The sequence below is a fragment of the Pseudomonas sp. D47 genome (assembly GCF_045447305.1).
Taxonomy (GTDB): domain Bacteria; phylum Pseudomonadota; class Gammaproteobacteria; order Pseudomonadales; family Pseudomonadaceae; genus Aquipseudomonas.
In genome coordinates this window covers 1-23,723 of record NZ_JBJGXU010000020.1, presented here as the reverse complement: position 1 = coordinate 23,723, position 23,723 = coordinate 1, and the positions used below count along the sequence as shown (strand labels likewise).

Sequence of the window (23,723 nt, the reverse complement as noted above, 5' to 3'; positions counted from 1 at the left end):
CAGAGCCTGTATGGTTTATGTGGGAATTTTGTAGGACAAAAATCTTGTAACTGGAGATGGACTGGTTATTAGGCGAGGCGAGTAATGCTGTGGCGAGTGGGCTTGCCCTGCGTTGGGGCGCGAAGCGGCCCTAAAATCGGCATCCTCGGTACAGCGAGTACACCGAGAGCACCTTAATGGGAGCGCTTCGCACTCCAACGCAGGGCAAGCCTGCTCGCCACAAAATGGTGCGAAGCAGGATCAGTCGAGCACGCGAACGGGCGTGCCGCTGGCCCAAGCCTGAATATTTTCAATCATCTGCTGGTAGAACTGCCGGTAATTCTGCTCGCTCACATACCCCACATGCGGCGTGGCCAACACAGTGGGCAGGCGCCGGAACGGATGATCAACCGGCAGTGGCTCTTCGCTATAAACGTCCAGCGCCGCCCCGGCTAAGCGCCCGGCGACCAACGCAGCGACCAGCGCCTGCTCATCCACAATCGGCCCGCGCGCGGTATTCACCAAGCGCGCAGTTGGCTTCATCCAGCCCAGCGCTTCGGCATCCACCAGCCCACGGCTGCGATCGCTGAGCACCAGGTGCACGGTGAGGATATCGGCCTGTTCAAACAATTGGCGCTTGCTGACCCAGCTCACGCCCGCTTCAGCCGCACGCTGCGGCGTGAGGTTTTCGCTCCAGGCAATCACGCGCATGCCGAAAACCTGGGCGAACTGCGCGACTTTCTGGCCAATGCTGCCCAACCCGAGAATCCCCAAGGTCTTGCCGTACAGGTCGCCACCCAGGCCAACCTGCCATCCGCCGTCCCTCAGGGCATTGGCTTCCTGCAGCAGGTTACGGGTGCACGCCATGATCAGCGCCCAAGTCAATTCCGGCGCCGCGTGTTTATAGCTGTCAGTGCCGCAGACCTGAATGCCCAGGGCCTTGGCGGCCGGAATGTCGATGGCCGCATTGCGCATGCCCCCGGTCACCAGCAGCTTGAGCTTGGGCAAGCCTTGCAGCAGGGCTTTGTCGAAGGTTGTGCGCTCGCGCATCACGCAAATGACCTCGAAAGCCTTTAACCGCTCGATCATCACCGCGGTATCCGCCGGGTAATCGTGCAGGAAGTGCACTTGGCCCGCCGCGTCCAAGGCCGACCAATCCACCACGCCACTGGCCACATTCTGCCAATCATCAATGACTGCGATCTGTACCGACATTCACGAGTACCTCGAATAAAGTTGGATTACAGGGCGTTCAAGCCCTTTAGCAGGGCTTTATTGAACTGAGCCGGTTCCTCCATCTGCGGTGCATGCCCAAGCCCTGGGAATTCCACCAGGGTTGCATGGGGGATCAGCTTGGCCACTTGCTTACCCAGCACGTCGTAATGACCGAGCTTGGCCTTGACCGCAGGCGGCGCAATATCGCTGCCGATGGCGGTGGTGTCGGACGTGCCGATCAGCAGCAAGGTGGGCATCTGCACATCCTTGAACTCGTAGTACACCGGCTGGGTGAAGATCATGTCGTAAATCAGCGCCGAGTTCCAGGCGACCTGGGTGTGCCCCGGGCCTTTATTCAGGCCGGCGAGCATGTCGACCCAGCGGTCGTACTCGGGCTTCCAGCGCCCGACGTAATAGGTGTTAAGTTCGTACTGGCGGATGCCTTCGGCGCTGAGTTTCAGCTCGCGCTCATACCATTGGTCGACGCTGCGATAGGGCACGCCCAAGGCTTTCCAGTCTTCCAGGCCGATCGGGTTGACCAGCGCCAGTTGCTCGGTTTGCGCCGGGTACAGCAGCGCGTAGCGGGTGGCGAGCATGCCGCCGGTGGAGTGGCCGACCAGGGTGGCTTTTTGAATGCCGAGTTTATCCAGCAGTTGGTGGGTGTTGATCGCCAGTTGCTGGAAGCTGTATTGGTAGTGGTCGGGCTTGCTGGAGGTGCAGAAGCCGATCTGGTCTGGCGCGATCACGCGGTAACCGGCGTCGCTCAAGGCTTTTATCGACGCGTCCCAGGTGGCGCCACAGAAGTTCTTGCCGTGCATCAGCACCACGCTGCGTCCGTTGGCCTTGCCCTTGGCGGGCACATCCATATAACCCATCTGCAGGGTTTTGCCTTGGGACTGGAAGTTGAAGTGTTCGACCGGGTAGGGGTACTGGAAGCCTTGCAGCTCAGGGCCGTAGGCCGGGCCTTCGGTGGCCGCAAAGACCGCAAGGGCGCTGCCGAGCAGCAGGCTGGCGGCGCACAGTGAACGGATCAGCGTCATGGGTCAGGCTCCGGAGGCAACAGTGTCCGGATGCTGTGGCGGGGGGATTAAGCGAGGATTAACGGGGCGCGGCGAAATGCGTCGACGCCCCGTACTAGACGGGTTAGAGGGCTTTCAACCCTTGCAGCAATGCCGCGTGAAACTGCTCAGGGTCTTCGACTTGCGGCGAATGGCCCCGGTCGGCGAATTCCACCAGCGTTGCGCGGGGAATCAACTTGGCGACGTGCTTGCCGAGTACTTTGTAGTTGCCGATTTTTGCACTGACTTCTGGTGACGCCAGGTCCCGGTTGAGGGCTGTGGTGTCGGAGGTGCCAATGAGCAGCAGGGTTGGCACCTTCAAGTCCTTGAACTCGTAGTACACCGGCTGGGTAAAAATCATGTCCCAGATCAACGCTGAGTTCCACACGACTTCTTTCTGGCCGGGGCCGTTGTAGAGCCCCACCAGCATGTCTACCCAACGATCGTACGCAGGTTCCCAGCGCCCCAGGTAGTAGTTGGTCTGTTGATAGTTACGCACGCCTTGGTAGGTCAATTTGCTGTCGGCCAGCGCCCATTGGTCGACGGTGCGGTAGGGCACGCCGATGGCTTTCCAGTCTTCCAAGCCAATGGGGTTGACCATCACCAGCTGTTCGGTTTGCGCCGGATACATCAGGGCGTAGCGAGTGGCGAGCATGCCACCGGTGGAATGGCCCAGGAGCGTGGCCTTTTTAATCCCGAGTTTATCCAGCAGTTGATAGGTGTTAAGTGCCAGTTGCTGGAAGCTGTATTGATAGTTCTCAGGTTTGCTGGAGGTACAGAAACCGATTTGGTCCGGCACCACCACGCGGTAACCGGCGTCGCTCAGAGCCTTGATCGAGCCTTCCCAGGTAGCGCCGCAAAAATTCTTGCCGTGCATCAGCACAATGCTGCGGCCGTTTGGTGTGCCCTCAGGCTTCACGTCCATGTAACCCATTTGCAACGATTGGCCTTGGGACGAAAACTTGAACCGTTCGACCGGGTAAGGGTATTTGAACCCCTGCAGCTCGGGGCCATAGGTGGTGTCTTTGCCGGTGGCGCAGCCGGTAAGGGCTGCTACGAGTAACAAACTGCTGAGATAGAGCGTGCGCGTCAGTCGCATGGGGTGACTCCGAAATCAAAAGCCGGATGCTGTCGGGGAACAATTAATCGAGGATTAACTGATTTGGGCACTCGGTAGACACAGGCAAAACGCCCTAAAAAAACAGAATATTCCTACCGGAAAACTGCCACGTTATCGGGCGTATGAGTCGCAAATTAGAGGCCGGCAACGATTGCGTCTAGCTGTCAGATTTGACAGTGGCGACCAACGGTCAGCCGTTATGAAGAGGCGAGCTGGCTCAGCGTCAGCACCGCCAGCACTGCGTATCGGGCGCCTTTTGCAACACTGACCAGCAGCAGAAAACGCCAGAACGGCTCGCGCATCACCCCGGCCACCAAGGTCAGCGGGTCGCCGATAATGGGCACCCAACTAAGCAACAGTGACCAGTGCCCCCAGCGTTGATAGTGCCGGCTAGCCTTTTCCAGGTGCCGGGGGCTGACGGGGAACCAGCGCCGCGCCTTGAAGCGCTCAACAGAACGCCCCAGCCACCAATTAACCACCGAGCCCAGCACGTTGCCGACGGTGGCGATCGTGAGCAGCACCCACAGGCTGTAATGCCCGCTGATCAACAGGCCCACCAGCACTGCCTCCGATTGCATCGGCAACAGCGTTGCAGCACCGAAGGCGGCGAAGAATAGGCCCAGGTAACCCGCGAGCATCAATCAACGAGCCGGGTAGTCGGCCACCACCACGTCTTTACCCTCACGGGTCAGGCCGATGACCTGATAAGCGTCGCTCATACCGTCCATTTCCATGCCCGGTGAACCCATGGGCATGCCCGGGGCGGCAATGCCGAGCAAGTCGTCACGCTTGCGCAGGGCCATTACCTGCTCGGCGGGCACATGGCCTTCGACGAACTTGCCGTCGATCACGGCGGTATGGCACGAGCCCAGGCGCGGCGCCACGCCCAGGCGTTGTTTAACCGCGCTCATGTCGGCTTCCACATGGTCGTTGACCTTGAAGCCGTTGCTTTCCAGGTGGCTGATCCACTTTTTGCAGCAGCCGCAGTTGGCGTCGCGGTGCACGTCGATTGGGATCAGGTCGGCCGCCTGGGCCAGGGTGGAGGTGAGCAGGGCGCACAGCAGCGCCAGTCGCACGGGGGTTTTCATAGCGTGTCTCGTGAGCAGGAATGGCGGCGATCATGACGGCGTCATCGCAGGCAAGCCAGCGCCCACACGTGGGTGGGGGCGACGTTAATGTTTCAAGATTATACGACGGCTGCGTTTTCCAACCGCTGCTTGAGCTGGTCCAGCGCGATAGCAGAAAGCTCGGCCATGCGCTCATGCAAGGTGGCGAGCTGCAACTCGGTTTCGTAGGTCAGCACGCGTTTGAACAGCGTTCCGCCGCGATGGGCTTGCAAGAAGTACTCAATAGAACCGTCCACCGCGAGGGAGGTAAACACGGTTTTGAATTCACTCGGGCGGCGGGCGATCTGCACGCGGTAGCTCATGGGCACGCGCACGCCCAGCAGGTCGATGACTTCGGTAAAACGGGTGCCGACCGGCAGTGAACCGGTGGTGCCGGTGTCGGCACTCAGGGAGGTAGGGTGCCACTCGTGCCAGCGGTCGGGCTGGGTCACGTAGTCGTAGACGACTTCGATAGGGGCTTGGATGAAGCGTTCCTGGCTGATCCGCTCCATGCGGACAGAATGATCAGCAGCGTGCATGACACACCTCCTGTGTGGCGAGATCTCGCACTGGGAGCTGTCAGAATAGTCCCACTCCCGTGGTTTGCACGGGAGTGTTTCACTCATTTATCAGCGAACCTTGAAACGGCTCATCAACGCAATCACCCGGCCATTGGCATCCAGCAGGCTTTGCGTATTGGTTTCAGTGGCATGGCCACTTTCCACCAGCTCTTCAACCATATGTCGGATCTGCACCATGCTGCGGTTGATCTCCTCGGTTACCGCGCTTTGCTGCTCGGCGGCGGTAGCGATCTGGGTGCTGAGGTTGTTGATATGGCTGACCGAGCCGGCCATCTCATCCAAACCGGTGTTGACGCGTGCCGTGGCATCCGCCGCCGATTGGCAACTGGCCTGGGTGTTTTCCATCGCCGTTACCGACGAACTCACACCGGTGGTCAGGCGCGCCAACATCTCGTTGATCTGCGAGGTGCTGGCCTGGGTGCGTGCGGCCAGCGCTCGGACTTCGTCGGCCACCACCGCAAACCCACGGCCTTGCTCGCCAGCGCGCGCCGCTTCAATCGCGGCGTTGAGTGCCAAGAGGTTGGTCTGGCCGGCAATCGCGCCGATCACGCCGAGGGTTTCAGTGATACGCGCGGCGTCCTGGCGCATGTTTTCCACGGTATGGGTAGCGCTGGCGACTTCGCCGATCAGGGCGGTGACGCTGGTGGAGGCTTCACCCACCACCACACGGGAGCGGTCGGCGTGTTCGTTGGCGCGTTGGGTGAACGACGCGGTTTCAGCGGCGTTTTGCGCGACGGTGTCGGCGGTGGAGCTCATTTCGGTGATGGCCGTGACCGTCTGATCGGTCTCCGAGGCGTGCCGTACCAGAATCTGGTTAGTGTGCTCCGAAGTCTGCTGCAATTGCTCAAGCCCCGAGGCCATGGCGCCCGTGGCCTGAGTGACTTCGCCGATCATGTTTTGCAGGTAGATGATAAAGCGGTTCACCGAGTGGCCGATGGCGCCCATTTCATCTTCGGCACGGATGGTGATGCGCTTCGTCAGGTCGGCATCGCCGGCAGACAGCGCGTCGATATTGGTGCGCAGCGACTTCATGCGTTGCACCAGTTGGCGAATCGCAAAGAACGCCAGCAGTACCAGCAGCAACACCATCGGGATTTGCAGCAGCGCCAAGCTACCGAGTACATCATCACGCTGGGCGGTGATCAGCGAGGTAGGCAGGGCGGTGGCGAGGAACCACGGCGTGCCCTCGATCGGGCGCATGTAAAAGGTGCTGGACACGCCCTGGTTGTCGAACTCACTGCGCTGCAGCGCCTGGTCGCGATGGGCGAGGGCCTTGCTGACCTGGGCGGCAAACGCCGAGGTGCCGGTCAGTTCGCTGATGTTCTTGAGCACCACCGGGCTGCTGATGCGCGTGCTGTTGCTGATGATCTTGCCGTCGCCTTCGACGATCAGCATCTGGCCGCCGATGTCTTTTTCCTTGTTGGCCACCAGCTCATTGAAAAAGCCCAGGGTCACATCGATGGTGGCGACGCCGTAAGCCGCGCCGTCACGCTGAATCGCCATGGCGCAGTTGGTGCGCGGTTCCTGGCTGGCGTCGTCTTTGTAGGCAGCCGCCCAGGCGCACTGGCCGCGCGGCGAGGCGAGGCCGCCTTTGTACCAGCTCTGGTCGTAGTAATTGGGCGCGGCGTCGCTGTTCCAGAAGGTATTCACGGCCAGCTTGCCCGAGGCATCGCGGTGCCAGAACGTGCTGTGTTTGTTGCGCCCCGGCGTGCGCTGGTTGGGCAGCGGCCAGATGCCACCGCCGAAGACTTTCAGCTCGCCATACTGATCCACCAGGCCGGGCAGCACCTTGTCGATGGCGTCACTGTCGAGCAGCGGGATGGTTTGGGTGATGCTGCGTTGCTGGGCTTGAACCTTGTTGAGTTCGCCCTGAATCTGCACAGCCACCTCGGCGATGCGGTTGAGCACCACCTGTTCTTCGGTGTGTTTTAGCGTGGGGGCGACCAACTGGCCGATACCCACGACGGTTAACACTGATAGCACCAGGACGAACAGCACCAGAAACAGGGTGTAGCGGGTTTGAATGGAGCGTAGTGGGGTCATGGGGTCGTCCTTACGAAGCATTTATTATCGACGCGGCTTTGTTAGAGCTTCGTCGGGCTATCGGCTTGGTAAGGAAGAGCTTGAGGTACTATTGTACAAAGTTGAACGGTTGACGGCGTCCTTTCCCACATGGGCGGCTAAGCCACCCTGTCGGAGGGGATTTAAACGCCGGCTTTGCCCGGCGTCACCTCAGTGAAAGCCGAGCCTTGGCTGCGGCGCCAATGATCATTGGCGCTATTGGTTCACCAGGCCCATCCCGGCCTCGGGGTAGCGTGAACCGGCCGTAGCGCCCGCCTCGAAGATCGATGCCAGTGCTGACAGCTCAGCAGCACTCAGCGTGACATCCACTGCCGCCACGTTCTCTTCGAGGTACTTGCGCTGCTTGGTCCCGGGGATTGGGATCAGGTAATCGCCCTGCGCGAGCACCCACGCCAACGCCAGTTGCCCGGCTGTGATGCCTTTTTCAGCGGCCAGCGTCTTGACCCGGTCCACCAGCCGCAAGTTTTTTGCAAAGTTCTCCCCCTGAAACCGTGGGCTGGAGCGGCGGTAGTCGTCGGCGGCGAAGTCATCCGGGTTTTTCAGGGCGCCCGTGAGAAAACCGCGCCCCAACGGGCTGTAAGGCACAAAGGCGATGCCCAGGCGTTGGCAGGCTGCCAGGCAACCGTTGTCTTCCTGGTCGCGGCTCCACAGCGAGTATTCGCTTTGCAGAGCGCTGATCGGATGCACCTTGTGCGCGCGCTCCAGGCTGGCGGCCGAGGCTTCGCTCAGGCCCAGGTAACGCACCTTGCCTTGCTTGACCAGTTCGGCCATAGCGCCGACGGTCTCTTCGATGGCCACTTGAGGGTCGATGCGGTGCTGGTAGTACAGGTCCAGCGTTTCCACGCCCAGGCGTTTCAAGGTGCCCTCAATCGCCTCGCGGATGTATTCAGGGCGGCCATTCACGCGGCGCACTGTCGGGTTCGCCGGGTCACGCACAAAGCCGAATTTGCTCGCCAGGAACACCTGGTCGCGTTTGCCAGCGATGGCTTTGCCGATCAGCGTTTCATTGGTGTGCGGGCCGTACATGTCGGCGGTGTCCAGCAGGGTGACGCCCAACTCCAGCGCGCGGTGCAGGGTGGCGACGGCTTCCTGGGTATCGCTGCCGGTGGTGTAGAAGTCGGTCATGCCCATGCAGCCGAGGCCGATGGCGGAGACTTGAGGGCCGTTCTTGCCGAGTTGACGGGTGTGCATAGGTTCAGCTCCTGGGTTGCGAAGGCCTCTATTGTTATCCTCGACAAAACCGAGATAAACCGGCTAAAAGCGCTATCACTGTTCGTAAATTCTAAATAATGGCGGGAGGCGTCGTCCCTTGGACCGATTCAACGCGATGCGCGTGTTCACCCGGATTGTTGAGTTGGGCGGGTTTGCCAAGGCGGCCGACAGCCTGCAACTGCCCCGGGCGTCGGTGACCATCCTGATCAAACAGCTGGAGGCTCATCTGGGCGTGCAACTGTTGCAGCGCACCACACGCCAAGTCAGTCCGACCCTGGATGGCGCCGCGTACTACCAGCGTTGTGTGCAATTGCTGACAGACCTGGAAGAAACCGAGGCGGTGTTCTCCGTCAGCCGCCAGAACCCGCGCGGCACCTTAAGCATCGACATGCCCTCGGGCATCGGTCGGCTGATCGTGATTCCAGCGTTACCGACGTTTACGGCGCGCTACCCGCGCATCGCGTTGGAAATCGGCCTTAATGACCGCACAGTTGACCTGATTCGCGAGGGCGTGGACTGCGTGATGCGCGGTGGCCTGGCCCTGGACGAATCGCTGGTGGCCCGGCCTTTGGCGATGATGGACCAGTTGACGCTGGCCAGCCCCGACTACCTCAAGCGTTTCGGTGTGCCCGCTACAATGGACGACCTGGCCGGCCATCAAATGGTCGAGTACGTGTCCAGCGCCAGCGGCAAACGCTTCGGCCTGGCGTTTCAGGTGGGCACCGAACTGCGGGAGATCAACCTGCCCAAGGTGGTTGCGGTGAACAGTTCCGATGGTTATTTCGCAGCGTGCGAGGCTGGCTACGGGTTGATCCAGGCGCCGTATTATCACGCAACACGTCAGCTGGCGCAGGGCACGCTGGTGGAAGTGCTGGCTGAGGTTGTGCCGCCGAGGATGGCCTTGACTGCGCTGTACCCGCCGCATCGCCAGTTATCACCGCGGGTGCGGGTATTTGTCGATTGGCTGGTGGAACTGTGCGCGCAGCCGGGTATTGGCTTGCAACGCTAGCCTTGAGCCTTGCGATAGGCGCCGGGCTGCTGCCCGGTTACCTTGTGAAACGCACGCGTAAACGCCGCCACCGATTGGTAACCCACCGCCAGCGATACATCGGCCACGGTCTGGTCTTGCTTGAACAGCTGGCATGCATGCCGCATGCGCATCATCAACAGCACTTGCCCCGACGATTGCCCACACAACTCGTTAAACCGTTTGAAAAACGCCGAGCGCGACAGCCCGGTGCAAGCCGCCATGCTTTCCAGGGTCCAAGGCTCTGCCGGGCGCGCAATCAATTGCTCCAGCAGGTTGGCGAACGTCGGTTGCCGGGCCAGTGCAGCCAGGCCGCCAAGCTCGGCGTTATCGAGCACTTGCTGGCGCAGCACATACAGAAACAACAAGTGGCAAAGACGTTCGAGCAAGGCGGACGAGGGCGCCGGGCTACGCTCGCACTCTTGCAGGATCAGTTCGAACAGGTTGCGCGCGGCAGTCAGCGAAGGGTCGCCAGCGCGCAGGATGATCCAGGCGGGCAGGGTGTCGACAATCATGGCCGACAGGCCGGAATGAAAGTGGAAGAACCCACATACCAGGCCCGCGCCGTCATTGGCGGCGCTGTCCAGCGCGAGCATCGGCCGGCGCGGGCATTCCCGTGCGGCCGCCGCCGTTGCGGCGCCAGACAGCTGGTAAACCAGGTCACGCAACAGAAACACCGCGTCGCCATTGTTCAAGTGTTTCGGGTCAGGTTCACCGTCAATATGCAACCAGCACTGGCCTTGTACGATCAGGTGGAAACTCGCGCTGGCCAGGCCATGGGTGCTCGCATGCCAGCTGCCACAATAGCGGCCCACATGGAACAGGCTGGTGTTGAGTTCGAGGCTGTCTAATAACCAATCGACAAGGGCACTGGACGAATTCATCTAACGGAAAGACTCTAGAGCAAGTAATCGCTACTTTAGACTATTGAGGCGATTTTTTATAACCAACAGACTGGGTACACGAACCCATCAGGAGACCACTCCATGTCCCGTGTACCGTTGCTCACCCCTGAAACCGCGCCGCAAGCCGCGAAACCGTTCCTGGAAAACGCTCTGAAAACCTCGGGTTTTATCCCTAACCTGCTCGCCGTACTCGCCAACGCACCGGCTGCGCTGGAAACCTACGTCACCGTGTCGGGCCTTAACGCTAAGGCCGAACTGAGCCTGGCCGACCGTGAAGTGGTGCAACTGATTGCCGCCACCACGCACGGTTGCGACTTCTGCGTGGCCGGCCACACCGCTGTGGCGCGCAACAAGGCCAAGCTGCCGGAGGCAGTGATCGAAGCCTTGCGCCAGTTGGGTGAGTTGCCAGATGCGCGCTATGAGACACTCGCCGCCTTCACCCGTGAAGTGATCGCCACGCGTGGTGATGTCAGCGACGCAGGTTTCGAGGCATTTCGCGGCGCCGGTTACACCGACGGCCAGGCCCTGGAAGTTATTTTGGGCGTAAGCCTGGCAACCCTGTGCAACTTCGCTAACGTGTTTGCCCGTACCCCGCTGAACCCGGAGCTGGCGCAATACCGTTGGGAAAAACCGGCGAGCTGAGGCGCACACGCGCAGGTGTTGGTCCCCACGCAGTAAAAAGGAGAAACATGAATGCTTGACCCAATCTTGAGCCGTTGGCTCGACGTTCAAGCGCAGGCCCTGGATGTGGGCAGTTGCGATCCACAGGAAGTGCTGCCAAGGCTGGCAGAAGCCAACGTATTACGTATCGGCGTGCCCAAGGCCCTTGGTGGCCTGGGCGGCGATGTGACCGGCGCGGTGGACGCCATCGCCAATGTCGCCAGCCATTCCCTGGCGGCGGCGTTTGTGTGCTGGGGCCAGCGGTCTTTTATCGAGTATTTGTTGCAGAGCCCGAATGAGCGGCTGCGTGAGCAACTGTTGCCGGACTTGCTCAGCGGCAAACTGGCCGGGGCCACGGGGCTGTCGAATGCGATGAAGTTTTTGTCCGGCATCGAGACGCTGCAAATCAGCGCCGAACCGACTGATGACGGCTGGACCCTCAACGGTCGCCTGCATTGGGTAACCAACCTGCGCAAGAACGGCTTTGTTGCCGCCGCTGCTATCGAACATGCCGGTGGTGGCGCGCCGTTTATCCTGGCGATCCCCGATTCGGTTGCGGGTTTGCAACGCTCGCGCGACCTGGAGCTGTTGGGGCTGCAATCAAGCAATACAGCAGCCCTGGGTCTGGAAGGGGTTGAGCTGAGTCGTGACTGGTTGTTGCATGAGGATGCGCGCAAGTTTCTACCGGCAGTACGCCCGGCGTTTCTTGGGTTGCAGTGCGGTATGTCCATCGGCCTGGCCCGTCGCTCCCTGGCGGAAGTAGCCAACCACTTGGGCTCGAGCCGCACCGTATTGCGCGATGAGTTGGAAGCGCTACGCGTGACGCTGGACCACTTGGTCAACGAATTGAAAAAAGGCCTGCTGGCCGGGCGATTTGCAGCAGAACCGGTGCCGTTGTTCAAGCTGCGCATTGCCCTCGCGGAAACCGCCGCCAGTGCTGTACAGCTTGAACTGCAGGCCAGCGGCGGCAAGGCGTACCTGACTGCCCACGGCAGTGGTTTCGCCCGGCGCTGGCGCGAGTCGGCCTTTGTGCCCATCGTCACGCCCAGCCTGGTGCAACTGCGTACCGAGCTGCATCGCCAGGCTAATCTATGAACCAGGCGGTATTGAGTGCCCAGGCGGTTTGCCTGGGGTATGCCAGTGGGCCGGTGTTGCAAGGGTTTGACTTGCACTTGCAGCCGGGTGAGGTGGTGTCGATCCTGGGTCCTAGCGGCGTCGGCAAGTCCAGCTTGCTGCGGGTGCTGGCCGGCTTGCAGGCGCCCCAGGGCGGTAGCGTGCGGGTGCTGGGCGAGCCGCTGGATGGCCCGCATCCGCGCGTGGCCGTGGCTTTTCAAGACCCTAGCCTGTTGCCGTGGCTGAACCTGGAAAAGAACGTCGCCTTTGGTTTGGATTTCGCTCGCCAGCCGCACTTGAGCACTGAGGAGCGTCGCCGCCGCGTGGACCACGCCATCGCGGCGGTTGGGTTGGAACATGCTCGTGCGCAGTTCCCGGCGCAGCTGTCCGGCGGCATGGCCCAGCGCACGGCGTTGGCGCGCTGCCTGGCGCGCCAACCGCAGGTGTTGCTGCTGGATGAGCCGTTCGGCGCGCTGGATGAAGTCACCCGCGCCGATATGCAGCACTTGCTGCTCAAGGTCAACCGCGAGCAAGGCTCGGCGGCCGTATTGATCACCCACGATATTGATGAAGCGCTGCTGCTGTCCGACCGCATCCTGCTACTGGGCAACCGCCCGGCGCGGACCTTGGGCGAATGGCATATCAACCTGGCGCAACCGCGCGAAGAGCAAGTTGAGGCCATCGGCGCGCTGCGTATCGAGATTCTGAAAACCTTACGGCAGGCGAGCCGCCCTCAACCCAACCCTCTTGAACAACTGGAGCCCAACTATGTGTCTGGATGACCTGACTCACTCGCGCCGTGACTTTCTCAAACTCTCGGCGGTGCTCAGCGCTGCCGGTGCCTTGCCGCTGTTGAGCAGCTTGCAAGCGCGCGCGGCCAGCGAGCCGGACGCGCCGGTACGCATCGGCTACTTGCCGATCACCGACGCCACGCCGCTGCTGGTTGCGCACAACAACGGCCTGTTCGAAGCCGAAGGCATCAAGGCTGAGCGCCCGGTGCTGTTGCGCAGCTGGGCCCAGGTGATCGAGGCGTTTATCTCCGGGCAGGTCAACGTGATTCACCTGTTGTCGCCGATGACGGTGTGGGCGCGCTATGGCAGCAAAGTGCCGGCTAAAGTGGTGGCCTGGAACCACGTCGGCGGTTCGGGCTTGACCGTATCGCCAGGCATTACCGATGTGAAGCAACTGGGCGGCAAGTCGGTGGCAATTCCGTTTTGGTACTCGATCCACAACGTGGTGGTGCAGCAACTGTTTCGCGATAACGGCCTCACGCCCGTGGCGCGCGCAGCCGGTTCTGGGATTGCCGCCAACGAGGTCAACCTGATTGTGTTGCCGCCCTCCGACATGCCGCCGGCCCTGGCCAGCAAACGTATCGACGGCTATATCGTCGCCGAGCCATTCAACGCCCTGGCGGAAAACCTCAAAGTCGGCCGCGTACAGCGCTTCACCGGTGACGTATGGCGTAACCATGCGTGCTGCGTGGTGTTCATGCACGAGCACGACCTGACCAACCGCCCGCAATGGTCGCAGAAAGTGGTGAATGCCATCGTCAAGGCGCAGGTGTGGACCCGTGATAACCGCGAAGAAGCGGTGAAGCTTTTGTCCAAGGACGGCCCGAACCGCTACACGCCGCATGCCGAACCGGTGTTGAGCAAAGTTCTCGCGCCGGCTGCCAGCGACCGTGCCGCTTACCTGGCTGACGGCGCCATCCAGCACGCCCATTGGGACGAGCACCGCATCGACTTCCAGCCGTACCCATTCCCCAGCTACACCGAGGAACTGGTGCGCCGCTTGAAGGACACCTTGATCGAGGGCGACAAGAAATTTCTCGCCGACCTTGACCCGGCGTTCGTCGCCAAAGACTTGGTGGACGACCGTTTTGTGCGTAATGCCATCGAGTCGGTGGGCGGCATGAAAACCTTCGGCTTGCCGGATGGCTACGAGCGGCAAGAGGAGATTGGCGCTTGAGTAAAGGCACACTCCCGGGCTGGTTGCTGGGCCTGAGTGGTTTGGCAGGCTTGCTGTTCTTGTGGTGGTTCGGCGTCAAAGTGTTTGGCGTCGCCGATGGCTTGTCGGCGCGCTTTTCGCTGGCGGCGACCGTCAGCAGCCTGTGGGAATTGTTCGGGCGCGGCGAGCTGTACCTGCATATCGCCGTGAGCCTCAAGCGCATCTTCGTCGGCCTGTTTCTCGCCCTGTTGGTGGGCGTGCCACTGGGCCTGCTGGTGGGCAGTTCGCGCAACCTGGAAGCAGCCACCACGCCAGCCTTTCAGTTTTTGCGGATGATCTCGCCGTTGTCCTGGATGCCCATCGTGGTGATGTTGATGGGCGTGGGCGACCAGCCGATCTACTTCCTGCTGGCCTTTGCCGCGGTGTGGCCGATCATGCTTAACACCGCCGCCGGCGTGCGCCAGTTGGACCCGCGCTGGTTGCAGTTGAGCAAGAGCCTGAGTGCCACGCGCTGGGAAACCTTGCGGCGCGTGATCATTCCCGGCGTAGTCGGGCACGTGCTGACCGGCGTGCGCCTGGCCATTGGTATCGTGTGGATTGTGCTGGTGCCGTGCGAGATGCTTGGGGTCAGTGCGGGCTTGGGCTATTACATCCTTGATACCCGTGACCGGCTGGCCTATTCGGAGTTGATGGCGATGGTGCTGCTGATCGGGCTGCTGGGGTTTGCCCTGGATGCGTTTGCGCGTTGGCTGCACCAACGCTGGGTGCACGCGAGTTGAAGGTCAAACGTCTCGCTTTGCGCCCTGCAAAGCGAGACACATGGGCGATCAGCGGTGCTCGTAGCCTCGGCCGTCGTCATAGCGGTGGTCGTGCCAGCCACCACCACCGCCGCGTGGGAAAAAGAAGCAGCCGCTCATGCTCAGCATGATCAGCAATGGAATCAGCAGTGTGATTCGACGAAGCATTTCAACATCCTCTAGAGTACTGACAGGGTCAATCTGGCGCTGAACGAGCCAAAGCTTTTCATCGCCTGTAACATACGACCCTGTCGACCCCCATCCATCCCCGTCACTGGGTATGTGCTTGGCATGCTCGACGATACAAAGTGAATACATTTATCCGGTTCAGGAACCCGTCATGACCCAAAAGCAACGTTTGAAATATTCGATTCTGATTTCCCTTGTAGTACTGGGGACGATGTTTGGCCTGTCCTACCTGCAGAACACCGGGGTTATCAGCGAGAAAACGTTCCAGTACATCGCCATTGCCGTGGCGGTGACCGTGGTGGTGATCAACGGCATCATGCGCCGCAAGGTCAAGCCTAACTTCTGAGGGGGAGTCAGGCGCGACCTTCGAGTACCTTGGCAGCCTCGTCATGGAGGCGGTAGCTTTTGTCCGCATTGAGGGTGATTACGCCCTCGCTGCACAGGCGCTTGAGCACCTCACGCACGCTGAGAAACGACAACGGAATGCCCAGCTCCAGCAAATGGCTGTGCACGCCGCGCACTCCCAGGGTACGCTGGTTGTCGGCGGCGGTGAGCAGGGCATCGATGACCTTCAGCCGAATCAGGCTGGTGCGCAAACCGAAGTATTTGAGCAAATGGCGAATACGCTGGTTGCCGTGCTCCGGCGCTTTGCCAAATGCTTGCGCGCCGCTGCCGAAAGTGGCGTCGGCGGCAGGTGTTTGTCCGTCCGTGGGCAGTTGCGAGTTGTACATGCAAAAAACTCCTTATCAGAGCCTGATCAGGAAAATGATGGCGCTCTTATCTAATAAGACGAACGAGCGAGCAAAATCATGAAGTGCGCGATGTAGAAATTTTGTCGGTATCAGCTTTGTCACAGCGCAGATGACATAAATAGATACCCTGCGCGACTAAATCACAGCCGGTATTTTGCGTCCTTACGGTGGGGTAGTTACCCCTGGTGAGGGTGTTCAATTTGACTGTGGAGCTTGCGTGATTATTTCCAATGGGTTGTCCAGGGTGTGCATGGCCGGGGTGTTGCTCGGGTTGAGCCTTGCCGCATCGGCGCGCGAGCACGTCACACAAACGTCGGCAGAGATTCGCCGCACCACCTTCGGCGTGCCGCACATTCGCGCCAACGACGAACGCGGCCTGGGCTACGGCATCGGCTATGCATATGCCCAAGACAACCTGTGCCTGCTGGCCAATGAAGTGGTCACGGTCAACGGCGAACGCGCCAAGTTTTTCGGCCCTGAGCAGGCGACGCTGGAAGAGCGCAACAACCTCGCCAGCGATGTATTTTTTACCTGGCTGAACACCCCCGAAGCGGTTGCTGCCTTCTGGAACGCGCAGACGCCGCAGATCCAGCAGCGGATTGAAGGCTATGTGGCGGGCTACAACCGATACTTGAAAGAGCAGGGCGCACCGGCGCAATGTCACTCGGCGTGGGTGCGGCCGCTGGTGGTGCAAGACTTGGTCAAACTCACCCGCAGGCTGCTGGTGGAAGGCGGTGTCGGCCAATTCGCCGAAGCCTTGGTCGGCGCCGTACCGCCTCAGGCGACCGCCAGCGTGCAACCCAACTTGAAAGCCTTTGAACTGGCCGCTGCCAACCAGCAACGCTTTAGCCTGGACCGCGGCAGCAACGCTGTCGCCGTGGGCCGTGACCGCTCGTTCAATGGCCGTGGCATGTTGCTCGCCAACCCGCATTTCCCCTGGGTGGGCGGCATGCGTTTTTATGAGATGCACCTGACCATTCCCGGCCAGTTGGACGTGATGGGCGCCGCGCTGCCGGGCCTGCCGGTGATCAACATCGGCTTCAACCAGCACGTGGCCTGGACCCACACCGTCGACACCTCCAAGCATTTCACCTTGTACCGCCTCACCCTTGATCCCAAGGATTCCACACGCTACTTGCTCGACGGCAAATCCATTGCCCTGGAGAAAACCTCGGTAACCGTGCAGGTCAAGCAAGCCGACGGTAGCCTTAAGGCCCAGCCGCATACCGTCTACAGCTCGCAATTCGGCCCGGTGGTGCAATGGCCCGGCAAACTGGATTGGGACAACCACTATGCCTTCAGCCTGCGCGACGCCAACCTGGGCAACGACCGCGTGCTGCAGCAGTGGTACGCCATGAACCGCGCCACCAGCCTCAAGGAACTGCAAACCTCAGTGCATACCCTGCAAGGCATCCCATGGGTCAATACCGTGGCCACCGATGACCAGGGCCAGAGCCTGTACATGAACCTGTCGGTGGTACCCAACGTCAGCGCCGCCAAACTCGCGCAATGCAGCGACCCACGGGCCGGCCTGCAGATGATCATGCTCGACGGCGCCCACAGCGCCTGCGCCTGGGACATTGACCCACGTGCGGCGCAGCCCGGCATCTTCGCCGCTGACCAACTGCCGCAACTGCAACGCACCGACTACGTACAACACTCCAATGACTCCGCGTGGCTGGCCAACCCCAAGGCGCCGCTCACCGGTTTCTCCCCAGTAATCAGCCAAGACCACATCGGCCTCGGCCCGCGCGCGCGATTCGCCGTGCAACGCCTGCAATCCCTGGAGAAACAACCGATCGGCGTGGTCGACCTACAAAACATGGTGATGGACAACGAGGTCTACCTCGCCAGCCAAGTCATGCCCGACCTGCTTGAGTTTTGCGCCAAACACCTCGGCACCGACGCGGCGACCTTGCAGCCATTGTGCAGCAGCCTGAAAAGCTGGGACCAACGCGCCAACCTCGACAGCGGCCTGGGGCTGGTGCACTTCATCAACCTGTTCGAACACCTGCAGCAACTCCCCGACGCCTGGCGCGTCACCTTCGACCCGGCGCACCCGCTGACCACGCCACGCGGCCTGGCCATCGACCGCGAACCCGTCGCCAAAGCCCTGCGCGAAGCCATGCTGGCCTCCACCGCAGACGTCAGCAAGCTTGGCCTGACCCGCTGGGGCGACATCCAAGTCTGCGGCCAAATCCCCATCCACGGCGGCCCTCAAGAACTTGGCATCTACAACGCCATGCAAACCGTGCCCCGCGAAGACGGCAAGCGCGAAGTGGTCAGCGGCAGCAGCTACCTGCAAATCGTCACCTTTGACGACAAAGGCCCCCAAGCCCTGGGCGTCCTGGCGTTCTCCGAATCCAGCAACCCCCAATCGAAATATTCAAAGGACCAGACCCAAGCCTTCTCCGAGAAAAAACTGCGCCCGCTGCCCTTCACCGAAGCCCAGATCCAGGCCGACCCGCAGTATCAGCAACAGCTCATCAAGGAGTAGGGCAGGGGCGCAACCCCTTGATGCCAATACGAAATATTTTTGAAATCAAGGGGTTGCAGCCAAAAGCAAATGAGTACATAATGGCGCCCATCGAACGCAACGAAGCATTAAAAACTTCAATGCATTCAATAAGTTAGAGTAGAGGCAGGGTTCTATAGCCCACTCAAGTTTTTATGCGGTGAATGTCAGTGGTAAGGGCATTGATCGTTTGAGGCCGAGTAGCAAAATGGTTATGCAGCGGATTGCAAATCCGCCTACGCCGGTTCGATTCCGACCTCGGCCTCCACTCTTAGAAACCCCGTAGATTAACGTCTACGGGGTTTTTTATTGCCTGTGATTTAGGATCCGTTCCGCAACTTTTGGCATGCGTTCCGCAACCCCCTGCGATACGACTGCACGGCCAAGGTGGCCGACGGCAAGCTGTTGGTGATGCCACGTCAAGGCAGCCAGACTGCCAGCGGCAAGACGTTCGGCGCGATCACCCTGACGAAGAGCGATCTCAGTCGATGGCAATTCAGCCTTGGGGATCGCAACTCGCACAAGGCTGTGGCGGCCAAGCATCAGAACAAGAAGGACGGCAAGCTGTCGGTGGTCACCGTTGATAATGACGACGCCCCGGATGGATTGCCGGCGGTGCATACCGATCGGCATATCTACCCGAACAAGACCGCCGCCGAGGCTGCAGCCAAGGCACGGTTGGCGGCGTTCAATCGCTCGACCGCCGACGTGCGTTTTGAGATGCCTGGCCGAACAGACATTTTTGCCGAACGCCTGATCAACGCCCAGGGTTTCAAGGTCGGCCTTGACGGAGAGTACTTGGCGGACTCGGTCGAGCAGGTGTTCACCCAGTCTGGCTGGTCGACCACGGTGGAGTGCAATGCCGGTAAGAAAGGTAAATCCAAAGGCAAGAAAAAGAAGGAAAAGAAGCCGCTCAAAGTAGTGAGCGTCGAGAAGCAGTAGTGCATCCCATCGCCGCCTGAGTGCGGTTTTTTTATGTCTGGAGTTTTTATGTCTGTTACCGAGCAACAGCTGCTACGCATCATGCCGAACGCCCGCCGCCAAGCGGGCGTTTTTGTATCTGCCCTGAACGCGGCAATGGAGCATCGGCAGATCAGCACACCGAAGCGTCAGGCGGCATTCCTCGCCCAGGTCGGCCACGAGTCGGGGCAACTGCAGTACGTCCGTGAGCTGGGCGGCGATAAGTACCTCAGCAAATACGACACCGGCACCCTGGCTGCCAAACTCGGCAATACCCTGGAGCCAGACGGCGATGGACAGCGCTATCGTGGTCGCGGCCTGATCCAGATCACCGGTCACGACAACTACCTGCGCTGCAGCCTGGCACTGTTCGGCGATGAGCGATTGCTGCGCACGCCGGAATTGCTCGAACTGCCCGAGTGGGCAGCAGAGTCTGCCGCATGGTTCTGGTCGGTAAACGGATTGAATGCTCTAGCGGATCAGGAGCAATTCAACACCATCACCCGGCGGATCAACGGCGGGTTGAATGGCCTGGAGGATCGCTTGCAGATCTGGGTCAGGGCGAGGGAGGTGTTATGCGTCTCCTCGACCTGATCCCTGCTCAATACCGCATCGCGGCCACTGGTGTGTTGTTCATGATCTTGGCAGCCGGGTCTGCGGCCATGGCATGGATCGCTCAAGGATGGCGTTACGGCCAGCAGCTGGAGCGCCAGGCCAGCCTGCAGGCTGACACCCTCAACGAGTTATCCCAAGCCGCTGCCGCCCTACAGCGCACTGAGCAGGAGAAGCGTTTCGCCCTGGAGCAGCGCCTGCAGAACAAAGACGAAACCCACCACAAGGAATTGACCGATGAGCAAACGAAGCAGGCTCTTCTGCGTGATCGCCTGGCTACTGCTGATTTGCGGCTGTCAGTCGTACTCGCCGCCACCGACGCCAACAGCAGCTGTTCAGTGTCAACCACCGCCACCACCGGCCGCGTGGTTCATGGCCCCTCAAGAGCCCAACTTGACCCAGCGCATGCTCAACGAATTATCGGAATCACCGATACCGGCGACCAAGGATTGATCGCCCTGCGGGCCTGTCAGGCCTACGCAAAAGAAGTTTCTACACAGAAGTAAAAGGAGCGGCCGGGCAGGATGCGTCAACATCCAACCCGGCCACCTTCCCCGCAGATCGTCCCTGCAAGTCCAGCCAAGGCTCCTGCTTCGTGCACAAAGCGGAGCGAGCCTAGCACTGTTTATTCATACAGCAAAGGTCTTGCTTTTATATGTCCACACCCATCATCCCTTGGATGGGCGGCAAACGCCGCCTGGCCGACCGCCTTATCCCGCTCTTCCCACCCCACGAATGCTACGTCGAGGTCTTTGCCGGCGGCGCCGCGCTCTACTTCATGCGTCCCCAGGCCGCGCCAGTTGAAGTCCTCAACGACATTAACGGTGACCTGGTGACGCTGTACCGCGTCGTGCAGAACCACCTGGAGGAATTCGTGCGCCAGTTCAAATGGGCACTCAGTTCCCGGCAAGTGTTCGAATGGCAGAAGATGACCCGTCCTGAAACCCTCACCGACATCCAGCGCGCCGCGCGCTTCTTTTACCTGCAGCACCATGCCTTTGCCGGCAAGGTCACCGGGCAGACGTTCGGTACCGCGACGACGGGCCCCGCCATCAACCTGTTGCGGATTGAGGAAAACCTATCTGCAGCATGGCAGCGGTTGTCCGGCACCTACGTGGAAAACTTGGGCTGGCTTGAGTGTGCCGAGCGCTACGACCGTGCCCATACGTTTCACTATATGGATCCGCCTTATTGGCAGACTGCGGGCTATGGCGTTGACTTTCCCTTTGAAAACTACGAGCGCATGGCCGATTTTATGCGGCGCTGCAAGGGGAAGGTCATGGTCAGCATCAACGATCACCCGGATATTCGCCGTGTATTTGAGGGCTTCCATTTTGAAACAGTCGACATCCGCTATAGCACGGCCAATCAGCGACAGGGTAAAGCCGAGATCAGCGGAGAGTTGGTGATTATGAACTGGGAGCCGGCGGCGTTAGGAGGGCTTTTTTGATGTCAGCTGTCTTTGAACTGATCGGCTTGCTATGTGTTTACGGTAGAGCGTTACTGTGGCCACTCAAACGAAGGATGAACCTCATGGAAACACTTTCTCGACTTTTGCATCGGGTCGCATCATGGCGAACAGGCTCCTGAGGGAATCGGAAGCACAGCATCCGGCATCAGCTAAGCGCTTTGAATGCGGGGTTTATGGAGCGCTTACCAAGGAAGCAACGAATTGGAGCGTTCGATTGATGGCCAAGTACGCGCGTGTTAGCACCTGGCAAGTTCGACAAATCTGGGCTGCGTCCGATCTTAAACCGCACCGACTGAAGACATTCAAGATCAGCAATGATTCGAACTTCGCCGAAAAGGTCATTGATGTGGTCGGGCTCTATCTGAGCCCTCCGGACAACGCCATGGTGCTCTCGGTTGACGAGAAAACCCAGATCCAGGCGCTGGATCGTACTCAGCCAATGCTGCAACCTCGGCCCGGGCAGATTGAGCGGCGAACCCATGATTACAAGCGCCATGGCACGGCAAGTCTGTACGCCGCGTTCGACATCATGACTGGTGAAGTAATGGGCCGGATCACCCAGCGGCACCGGGCCAAGGAGTTCCTGGATTTTCTCCGACAGATTGATAGCAACACGCCTGCTGAGCTGGATCTCCATGTGATTTTGGACAACAGTTCGACCCGCAAAACCGCTGCGATCAAGGCCTGACTGGAAAAACATCCGCGCTTCAAGCTGCACTTCACACCGACCAGCGCGTCTTGGCTGAATGCAGTGGAAGGCTGGTTTTCGCAGTTGGAGAGACGGGCGCTGTATCGAGATGTCTTCACCAGCGTTACTGACCTGAAAGCCGCGATCCGCCAATTCATCACGGCTCACAACGAGCACTCGGCCAAGCCGTTCAAATGGAACAAGACGGCAGAGGCCATCATCAGCTCGGTACATATGGCAAAGCTGAGCGTGATGAAAAATAAGCTAATGAATTAAGCGCTCGGGACACTAGAGCCATTCAAAATAAAAAATTGCGACTAATGCTGATATATTGAAATTTGCGTGCACGGCTGAATAGTGAAGTATTTTTAGAATAGACTGAGTTAGATGGATCAATCGAGATTTACCAAAGATCTACCGCATGGCCTGGATGAGCTGGTTATCGAGATGCTGACAAAGATGGGGTTGCCATCCGAAACCGTCCGCAACTTGGATGCCCATAGCACTATTGCCATACAGATCCACGATATGCCCGACGTAATGCTATCCTTGATAAATAATCGTTTGTGGCTCTGGAGTCTATTGCCAGGACTTACTGAGTCCCGATTATTGGACGAGGCAGCGGCAGTACTTTCTTTTATCACCACTCCAGTAGAGGGGGTCGAAGGAGGCCAGCTTACCCTTGGTATGGGCGAGCAAGGTTACGAACTGAAGGCCAGGGTCGATTTGGATCAACTACAAAAGGAAGATTGGCTACAGATTGTATTTGTTGGTTTCGCAAATCAACTGGCCGCTATTTTTCATTCGCTTCGTTTAGGAGAGTAAATCCATGCCAAACATTTCGGGAGTCAATTCGGGCCAGGGGATTACAGCCCTGTCCCCAGCCTCGGTATCCCACCAGGCCAGTGCTGGTCAGATTACTGGAGCAACGACCAGTTTTTTAAACGGGCCATCCTCCCAATCCAGAATTGGAGTGATGTACGCCCCCTTTGCGTCGAAGGACATAGTGACTATGGCCTTGGGGCGCAATATTCCCAAGGCAGCTCAGGGAAAAGAGCTCTTACCACTGATAGTCAAAAATGATCATGATAAGACAACTTTAGAGCAGTATCGGCAAGCCATGATCCAGCGTTTTACTGAGGGGAGCCAGTTCCCTAACCTAGTTGAATCAGAAATGCAGAAGACTGGCTTCACCCAAGAAGTGTTTCGTGAAAAAATAGGGCCGGCGGTCTTCGACAAGGCGATGTCTGCCGCTCTTAAGCTTAGTAATCAGGCTGGCATATTGAAGCGTATAGACATCAGAAGTAATGACGGGGGGGAGGCACTGGCTGGGCTGCATCCGCAACAGCACAAATTGTATATCCTTGGTCATGGTGGTCCTGGCATGAACATTCTGGCAGCTGATTCGGCGTGTAATAATGGGATGGTGAGTGCAGCGGAGGTTGCACAGCACCTGAAAGAGGGGGGGCTAAACAAGGATTTCAATGATTTTCGGGTAACTGCCTGTTATAGCGCAGATACTAGATCGCCTACCTCCTTCCACCCCAAGGATCTTGAGCGGGCTGCCCAATCTGATGTTCAGCGGACTGGGTTCTTGGGACTGCTTGGCAAAAAGAAAGTGATGGCTGAACCCTTTGCTCAGTCCTTGAGCAATGAGCTGAAACGAACTGGCTTTGAACGTCCAAGTGTGACTGGCTATCACGCGGCGGGGGTCACTTTTTCAGGAGAACATCG

Annotated in this window: 24 protein-coding genes, 1 tRNA gene and 2 pseudogenes; 16 read left to right on the top strand and 11 right to left on the bottom strand. The window is 59.5% G+C overall.

Going from position 1 to position 23,723, the window contains the following annotated elements; all coding sequences use genetic code 11:
* Positions 1-240 precede the first annotated feature (240 nt).
* The 8 genes from ACI77I_RS15390 to ACI77I_RS15355 form a co-directional block, all read right to left on the bottom strand.
* Positions 241-1,194: a D-2-hydroxyacid dehydrogenase family protein gene (locus ACI77I_RS15390; RefSeq protein WP_406997885.1), complete on the bottom strand. Its 954-nt coding sequence runs from the start codon at positions 1,192-1,194 to the stop codon at positions 241-243.
* A gap of 26 nt (positions 1,195-1,220) precedes the next feature.
* Positions 1,221-2,234, bottom strand: coding sequence for an alpha/beta fold hydrolase (locus ACI77I_RS15385; RefSeq protein ID WP_094950093.1), 1,014 nt, complete (start codon positions 2,232-2,234; stop codon positions 1,221-1,223).
* 103 nt (positions 2,235-2,337) lie between these two features.
* Positions 2,338-3,351 carry an alpha/beta fold hydrolase gene (locus tag ACI77I_RS15380; RefSeq protein ID WP_263273106.1) on the bottom strand — a complete coding sequence of 338 codons (1,014 nt, stop codon included), beginning with the start codon at positions 3,349-3,351 and terminating at the stop codon, positions 2,338-2,340.
* Between the two features lie 218 nt (positions 3,352-3,569).
* A complete protein-coding gene (locus ACI77I_RS15375; protein WP_094950091.1) occupies positions 3,570-4,010 on the bottom strand; it encodes a YqaA family protein in 441 nt (146 codons plus the stop codon).
* A 3-nt stretch (positions 4,011-4,013) separates the two neighbouring features.
* Positions 4,014-4,460 carry a DUF411 domain-containing protein gene (locus ACI77I_RS15370; protein WP_094950090.1) on the bottom strand — a complete coding sequence of 149 codons (447 nt, stop codon included), beginning with the start codon at positions 4,458-4,460 and terminating at the stop codon, positions 4,014-4,016.
* Positions 4,461-4,558: 98 nt separating this feature from the next.
* Positions 4,559-5,017 carry an SRPBCC family protein gene (locus tag ACI77I_RS15365; protein ID WP_094950089.1) on the bottom strand — a complete coding sequence of 153 codons (459 nt, stop codon included), beginning with the start codon at positions 5,015-5,017 and terminating at the stop codon, positions 4,559-4,561.
* 90 nt (positions 5,018-5,107) lie between these two features.
* Positions 5,108-7,102: a methyl-accepting chemotaxis protein gene (locus ACI77I_RS15360; RefSeq protein ID WP_263273104.1), complete on the bottom strand. Its 1,995-nt coding sequence runs from the start codon at positions 7,100-7,102 to the stop codon at positions 5,108-5,110.
* A 234-nt stretch (positions 7,103-7,336) separates the two neighbouring features.
* Positions 7,337-8,332, bottom strand: coding sequence for an aldo/keto reductase (locus ACI77I_RS15355; protein WP_406997884.1), 996 nt, complete (start codon positions 8,330-8,332; stop codon positions 7,337-7,339).
* A gap of 118 nt (positions 8,333-8,450) precedes the next feature.
* On the opposite strand from ACI77I_RS15355, the gene ACI77I_RS15350 reads away from it, so the two are divergent.
* Positions 8,451-9,362: a LysR family transcriptional regulator gene (locus ACI77I_RS15350; RefSeq protein WP_406997883.1), complete on the top strand. Its 912-nt coding sequence runs from the start codon at positions 8,451-8,453 to the stop codon at positions 9,360-9,362.
* On the opposite strand, the gene ACI77I_RS15345 is transcribed toward ACI77I_RS15350, so the two are convergent.
* Positions 9,359-10,264 carry an AraC family transcriptional regulator gene (locus ACI77I_RS15345; RefSeq protein WP_406997882.1) on the bottom strand — a complete coding sequence of 302 codons (906 nt, stop codon included), beginning with the start codon at positions 10,262-10,264 and terminating at the stop codon, positions 9,359-9,361. The two genes, ACI77I_RS15350 and ACI77I_RS15345, sit on opposite strands and share 4 nt — an antisense overlap.
* Positions 10,265-10,366: 102 nt before the next feature.
* Here ACI77I_RS15345 and ACI77I_RS15340 point away from each other — a divergent pair, with 102 nt between their 5' ends.
* Genes ACI77I_RS15340 through ACI77I_RS15320 form a run of 5 tightly spaced genes read left to right on the top strand, consistent with a single transcriptional unit; the run spans position 10,367 to position 14,784 of the window.
* Positions 10,367-10,927 (top strand): carboxymuconolactone decarboxylase family protein, encoded by a 561-nt coding sequence (locus ACI77I_RS15340; RefSeq protein WP_094950085.1) that lies wholly within the window; start codon positions 10,367-10,369, stop codon positions 10,925-10,927.
* Positions 10,928-10,978: 51 nt separating this feature from the next.
* Entirely contained in the window at positions 10,979-12,040 is a 1,062-nt protein-coding gene (locus ACI77I_RS15335) for an acyl-CoA dehydrogenase family protein (protein WP_242149989.1), read from the top strand.
* A complete protein-coding gene (locus tag ACI77I_RS15330) occupies positions 12,037-12,840 on the top strand; it encodes an ABC transporter ATP-binding protein (protein ID WP_263273100.1) in 804 nt (267 codons plus the stop codon). Before ACI77I_RS15335 ends, ACI77I_RS15330 begins: the two co-directional genes overlap by 4 nt.
* Positions 12,827-14,026, top strand: a complete 1,200-nt coding sequence (locus ACI77I_RS15325) for an ABC transporter substrate-binding protein (protein ID WP_094950082.1) — start codon at positions 12,827-12,829, stop codon at positions 14,024-14,026. Before ACI77I_RS15330 ends, ACI77I_RS15325 begins: the two co-directional genes overlap by 14 nt.
* Entirely contained in the window at positions 14,023-14,784 is a 762-nt protein-coding gene (locus ACI77I_RS15320) for an ABC transporter permease (RefSeq protein ID WP_094950081.1), read from the top strand. Before ACI77I_RS15325 ends, ACI77I_RS15320 begins: the two co-directional genes overlap by 4 nt.
* 48 nt (positions 14,785-14,832) lie before the next feature.
* Here the strand turns inward: ACI77I_RS15320 and ACI77I_RS15315 are convergent, their stop codons facing one another.
* Positions 14,833-14,970 carry a hypothetical protein gene (locus ACI77I_RS15315; RefSeq protein WP_176462913.1) on the bottom strand — a complete coding sequence of 46 codons (138 nt, stop codon included), beginning with the start codon at positions 14,968-14,970 and terminating at the stop codon, positions 14,833-14,835.
* Positions 14,971-15,142: 172 nt separating this feature from the next.
* Here ACI77I_RS15315 and ACI77I_RS15310 point away from each other — a divergent pair, with 172 nt between their 5' ends.
* The gene (locus ACI77I_RS15310; RefSeq protein ID WP_053255884.1) at positions 15,143-15,337 is read left to right on the top strand and encodes a hypothetical protein; all 195 of its coding nucleotides are present in this window, start codon (positions 15,143-15,145) and stop codon (positions 15,335-15,337) included.
* A 7-nt stretch (positions 15,338-15,344) separates the two neighbouring features.
* On the opposite strand, the gene ACI77I_RS15305 is transcribed toward ACI77I_RS15310, so the two are convergent.
* Complete coding sequence (locus tag ACI77I_RS15305) at positions 15,345-15,722, bottom strand: fe2+ zn2+ uptake regulation protein (RefSeq protein ID WP_094950080.1); 378 nt, start codon at positions 15,720-15,722, stop codon at positions 15,345-15,347.
* Positions 15,723-15,960: 238 nt separating this feature from the next.
* On the opposite strand from ACI77I_RS15305, the gene ACI77I_RS15300 reads away from it, so the two are divergent.
* The 9 genes and pseudogenes from ACI77I_RS15300 to ACI77I_RS15260 all read left to right on the top strand — a co-directional run.
* Positions 15,961-18,240: an acylase gene (locus tag ACI77I_RS15300; protein WP_406997881.1), complete on the top strand. Its 2,280-nt coding sequence runs from the start codon at positions 15,961-15,963 to the stop codon at positions 18,238-18,240.
* Between the two features lie 212 nt (positions 18,241-18,452).
* Positions 18,453-18,526: transfer RNA gene (locus ACI77I_RS15295), tRNA-Cys, on the top strand.
* Between the two features lie 98 nt (positions 18,527-18,624).
* Positions 18,625-19,200 (top strand): annotated as a pseudogene (locus ACI77I_RS15290) (phage late control D family protein); the annotation flags it as partial.
* A 48-nt stretch (positions 19,201-19,248) separates the two neighbouring features.
* The gene (locus ACI77I_RS15285) at positions 19,249-19,812 is read left to right on the top strand and encodes a glycoside hydrolase family 19 protein (RefSeq protein ID WP_406997880.1); all 564 of its coding nucleotides are present in this window, start codon (positions 19,249-19,251) and stop codon (positions 19,810-19,812) included.
* On the top strand, positions 19,794-20,336 hold the full coding sequence (locus ACI77I_RS15280; protein ID WP_406997879.1) for a lysis protein: 543 nt from the start codon (positions 19,794-19,796) through the stop codon (positions 20,334-20,336). Before ACI77I_RS15285 ends, ACI77I_RS15280 begins: the two co-directional genes overlap by 19 nt.
* A gap of 149 nt (positions 20,337-20,485) precedes the next feature.
* Positions 20,486-21,280, top strand: a complete 795-nt coding sequence (locus ACI77I_RS15275) for a DNA adenine methylase (RefSeq protein ID WP_406997878.1) — start codon at positions 20,486-20,488, stop codon at positions 21,278-21,280.
* A 121-nt stretch (positions 21,281-21,401) separates the two neighbouring features.
* Positions 21,402-22,265, top strand: a pseudogene (locus ACI77I_RS15270) (IS630 family transposase).
* A 111-nt stretch (positions 22,266-22,376) separates the two neighbouring features.
* On the top strand, positions 22,377-22,814 hold the full coding sequence (locus tag ACI77I_RS15265) for a hypothetical protein (RefSeq protein WP_406997877.1): 438 nt from the start codon (positions 22,377-22,379) through the stop codon (positions 22,812-22,814).
* Between the two features lie 4 nt (positions 22,815-22,818).
* Positions 22,819-23,723, top strand: a 905-nt coding sequence (locus ACI77I_RS15260; RefSeq protein ID WP_406997876.1) for a hypothetical protein, incomplete at its 3' end; no start/stop codon positions are given.

Excerpts from the sequence above, each read along its gene's own strand:
- ACI77I_RS15390 (WP_406997885.1), bottom strand. The coding sequence starts at position 1,194 with ATGTCGGTACAGATCGCAGTCATTGATGATTGGCAGAATGTGGCCAGT.
- ACI77I_RS15385 (WP_094950093.1), bottom strand. The coding sequence starts at position 2,234 with ATGACGCTGATCCGTTCACTGTGCGCCGCCAGCCTGCTGCTCGGCAGC.
- ACI77I_RS15380 (WP_263273106.1), bottom strand. The coding sequence starts at position 3,351 with ATGCGACTGACGCGCACGCTCTATCTCAGCAGTTTGTTACTCGTAGCA.
- ACI77I_RS15375 (WP_094950091.1), bottom strand. The coding sequence starts at position 4,010 with ATGCTCGCGGGTTACCTGGGCCTATTCTTCGCCGCCTTCGGTGCTGCA.
- ACI77I_RS15370 (WP_094950090.1), bottom strand. The coding sequence starts at position 4,460 with ATGAAAACCCCCGTGCGACTGGCGCTGCTGTGCGCCCTGCTCACCTCC.
- ACI77I_RS15365 (WP_094950089.1), bottom strand. The coding sequence starts at position 5,017 with ATGCACGCTGCTGATCATTCTGTCCGCATGGAGCGGATCAGCCAGGAA.
- ACI77I_RS15360 (WP_263273104.1), bottom strand. The coding sequence starts at position 7,102 with ATGACCCCACTACGCTCCATTCAAACCCGCTACACCCTGTTTCTGGTG.
- ACI77I_RS15355 (WP_406997884.1), bottom strand. The coding sequence starts at position 8,332 with ATGCACACCCGTCAACTCGGCAAGAACGGCCCTCAAGTCTCCGCCATC.
- ACI77I_RS15345 (WP_406997882.1), bottom strand. The coding sequence starts at position 10,264 with ATGAATTCGTCCAGTGCCCTTGTCGATTGGTTATTAGACAGCCTCGAA.
- ACI77I_RS15340 (WP_094950085.1), top strand. The coding sequence starts at position 10,367 with ATGTCCCGTGTACCGTTGCTCACCCCTGAAACCGCGCCGCAAGCCGCG.
- ACI77I_RS15335 (WP_242149989.1), top strand. The coding sequence starts at position 10,979 with ATGCTTGACCCAATCTTGAGCCGTTGGCTCGACGTTCAAGCGCAGGCC.
- ACI77I_RS15330 (WP_263273100.1), top strand. The coding sequence starts at position 12,037 with ATGAACCAGGCGGTATTGAGTGCCCAGGCGGTTTGCCTGGGGTATGCC.
- ACI77I_RS15325 (WP_094950082.1), top strand. The coding sequence starts at position 12,827 with ATGTGTCTGGATGACCTGACTCACTCGCGCCGTGACTTTCTCAAACTC.
- ACI77I_RS15315 (WP_176462913.1), bottom strand. The coding sequence starts at position 14,970 with ATGCTTCGTCGAATCACACTGCTGATTCCATTGCTGATCATGCTGAGC.
- ACI77I_RS15310 (WP_053255884.1), top strand. The coding sequence starts at position 15,143 with ATGACCCAAAAGCAACGTTTGAAATATTCGATTCTGATTTCCCTTGTA.
- ACI77I_RS15305 (WP_094950080.1), bottom strand. The coding sequence starts at position 15,722 with ATGTACAACTCGCAACTGCCCACGGACGGACAAACACCTGCCGCCGAC.
- ACI77I_RS15285 (WP_406997880.1), top strand. The coding sequence starts at position 19,249 with ATGTCTGTTACCGAGCAACAGCTGCTACGCATCATGCCGAACGCCCGC.
- ACI77I_RS15280 (WP_406997879.1), top strand. The coding sequence starts at position 19,794 with ATGCGTCTCCTCGACCTGATCCCTGCTCAATACCGCATCGCGGCCACT.
- ACI77I_RS15275 (WP_406997878.1), top strand. The coding sequence starts at position 20,486 with ATGTCCACACCCATCATCCCTTGGATGGGCGGCAAACGCCGCCTGGCC.
- ACI77I_RS15265 (WP_406997877.1), top strand. The coding sequence starts at position 22,377 with ATGGATCAATCGAGATTTACCAAAGATCTACCGCATGGCCTGGATGAG.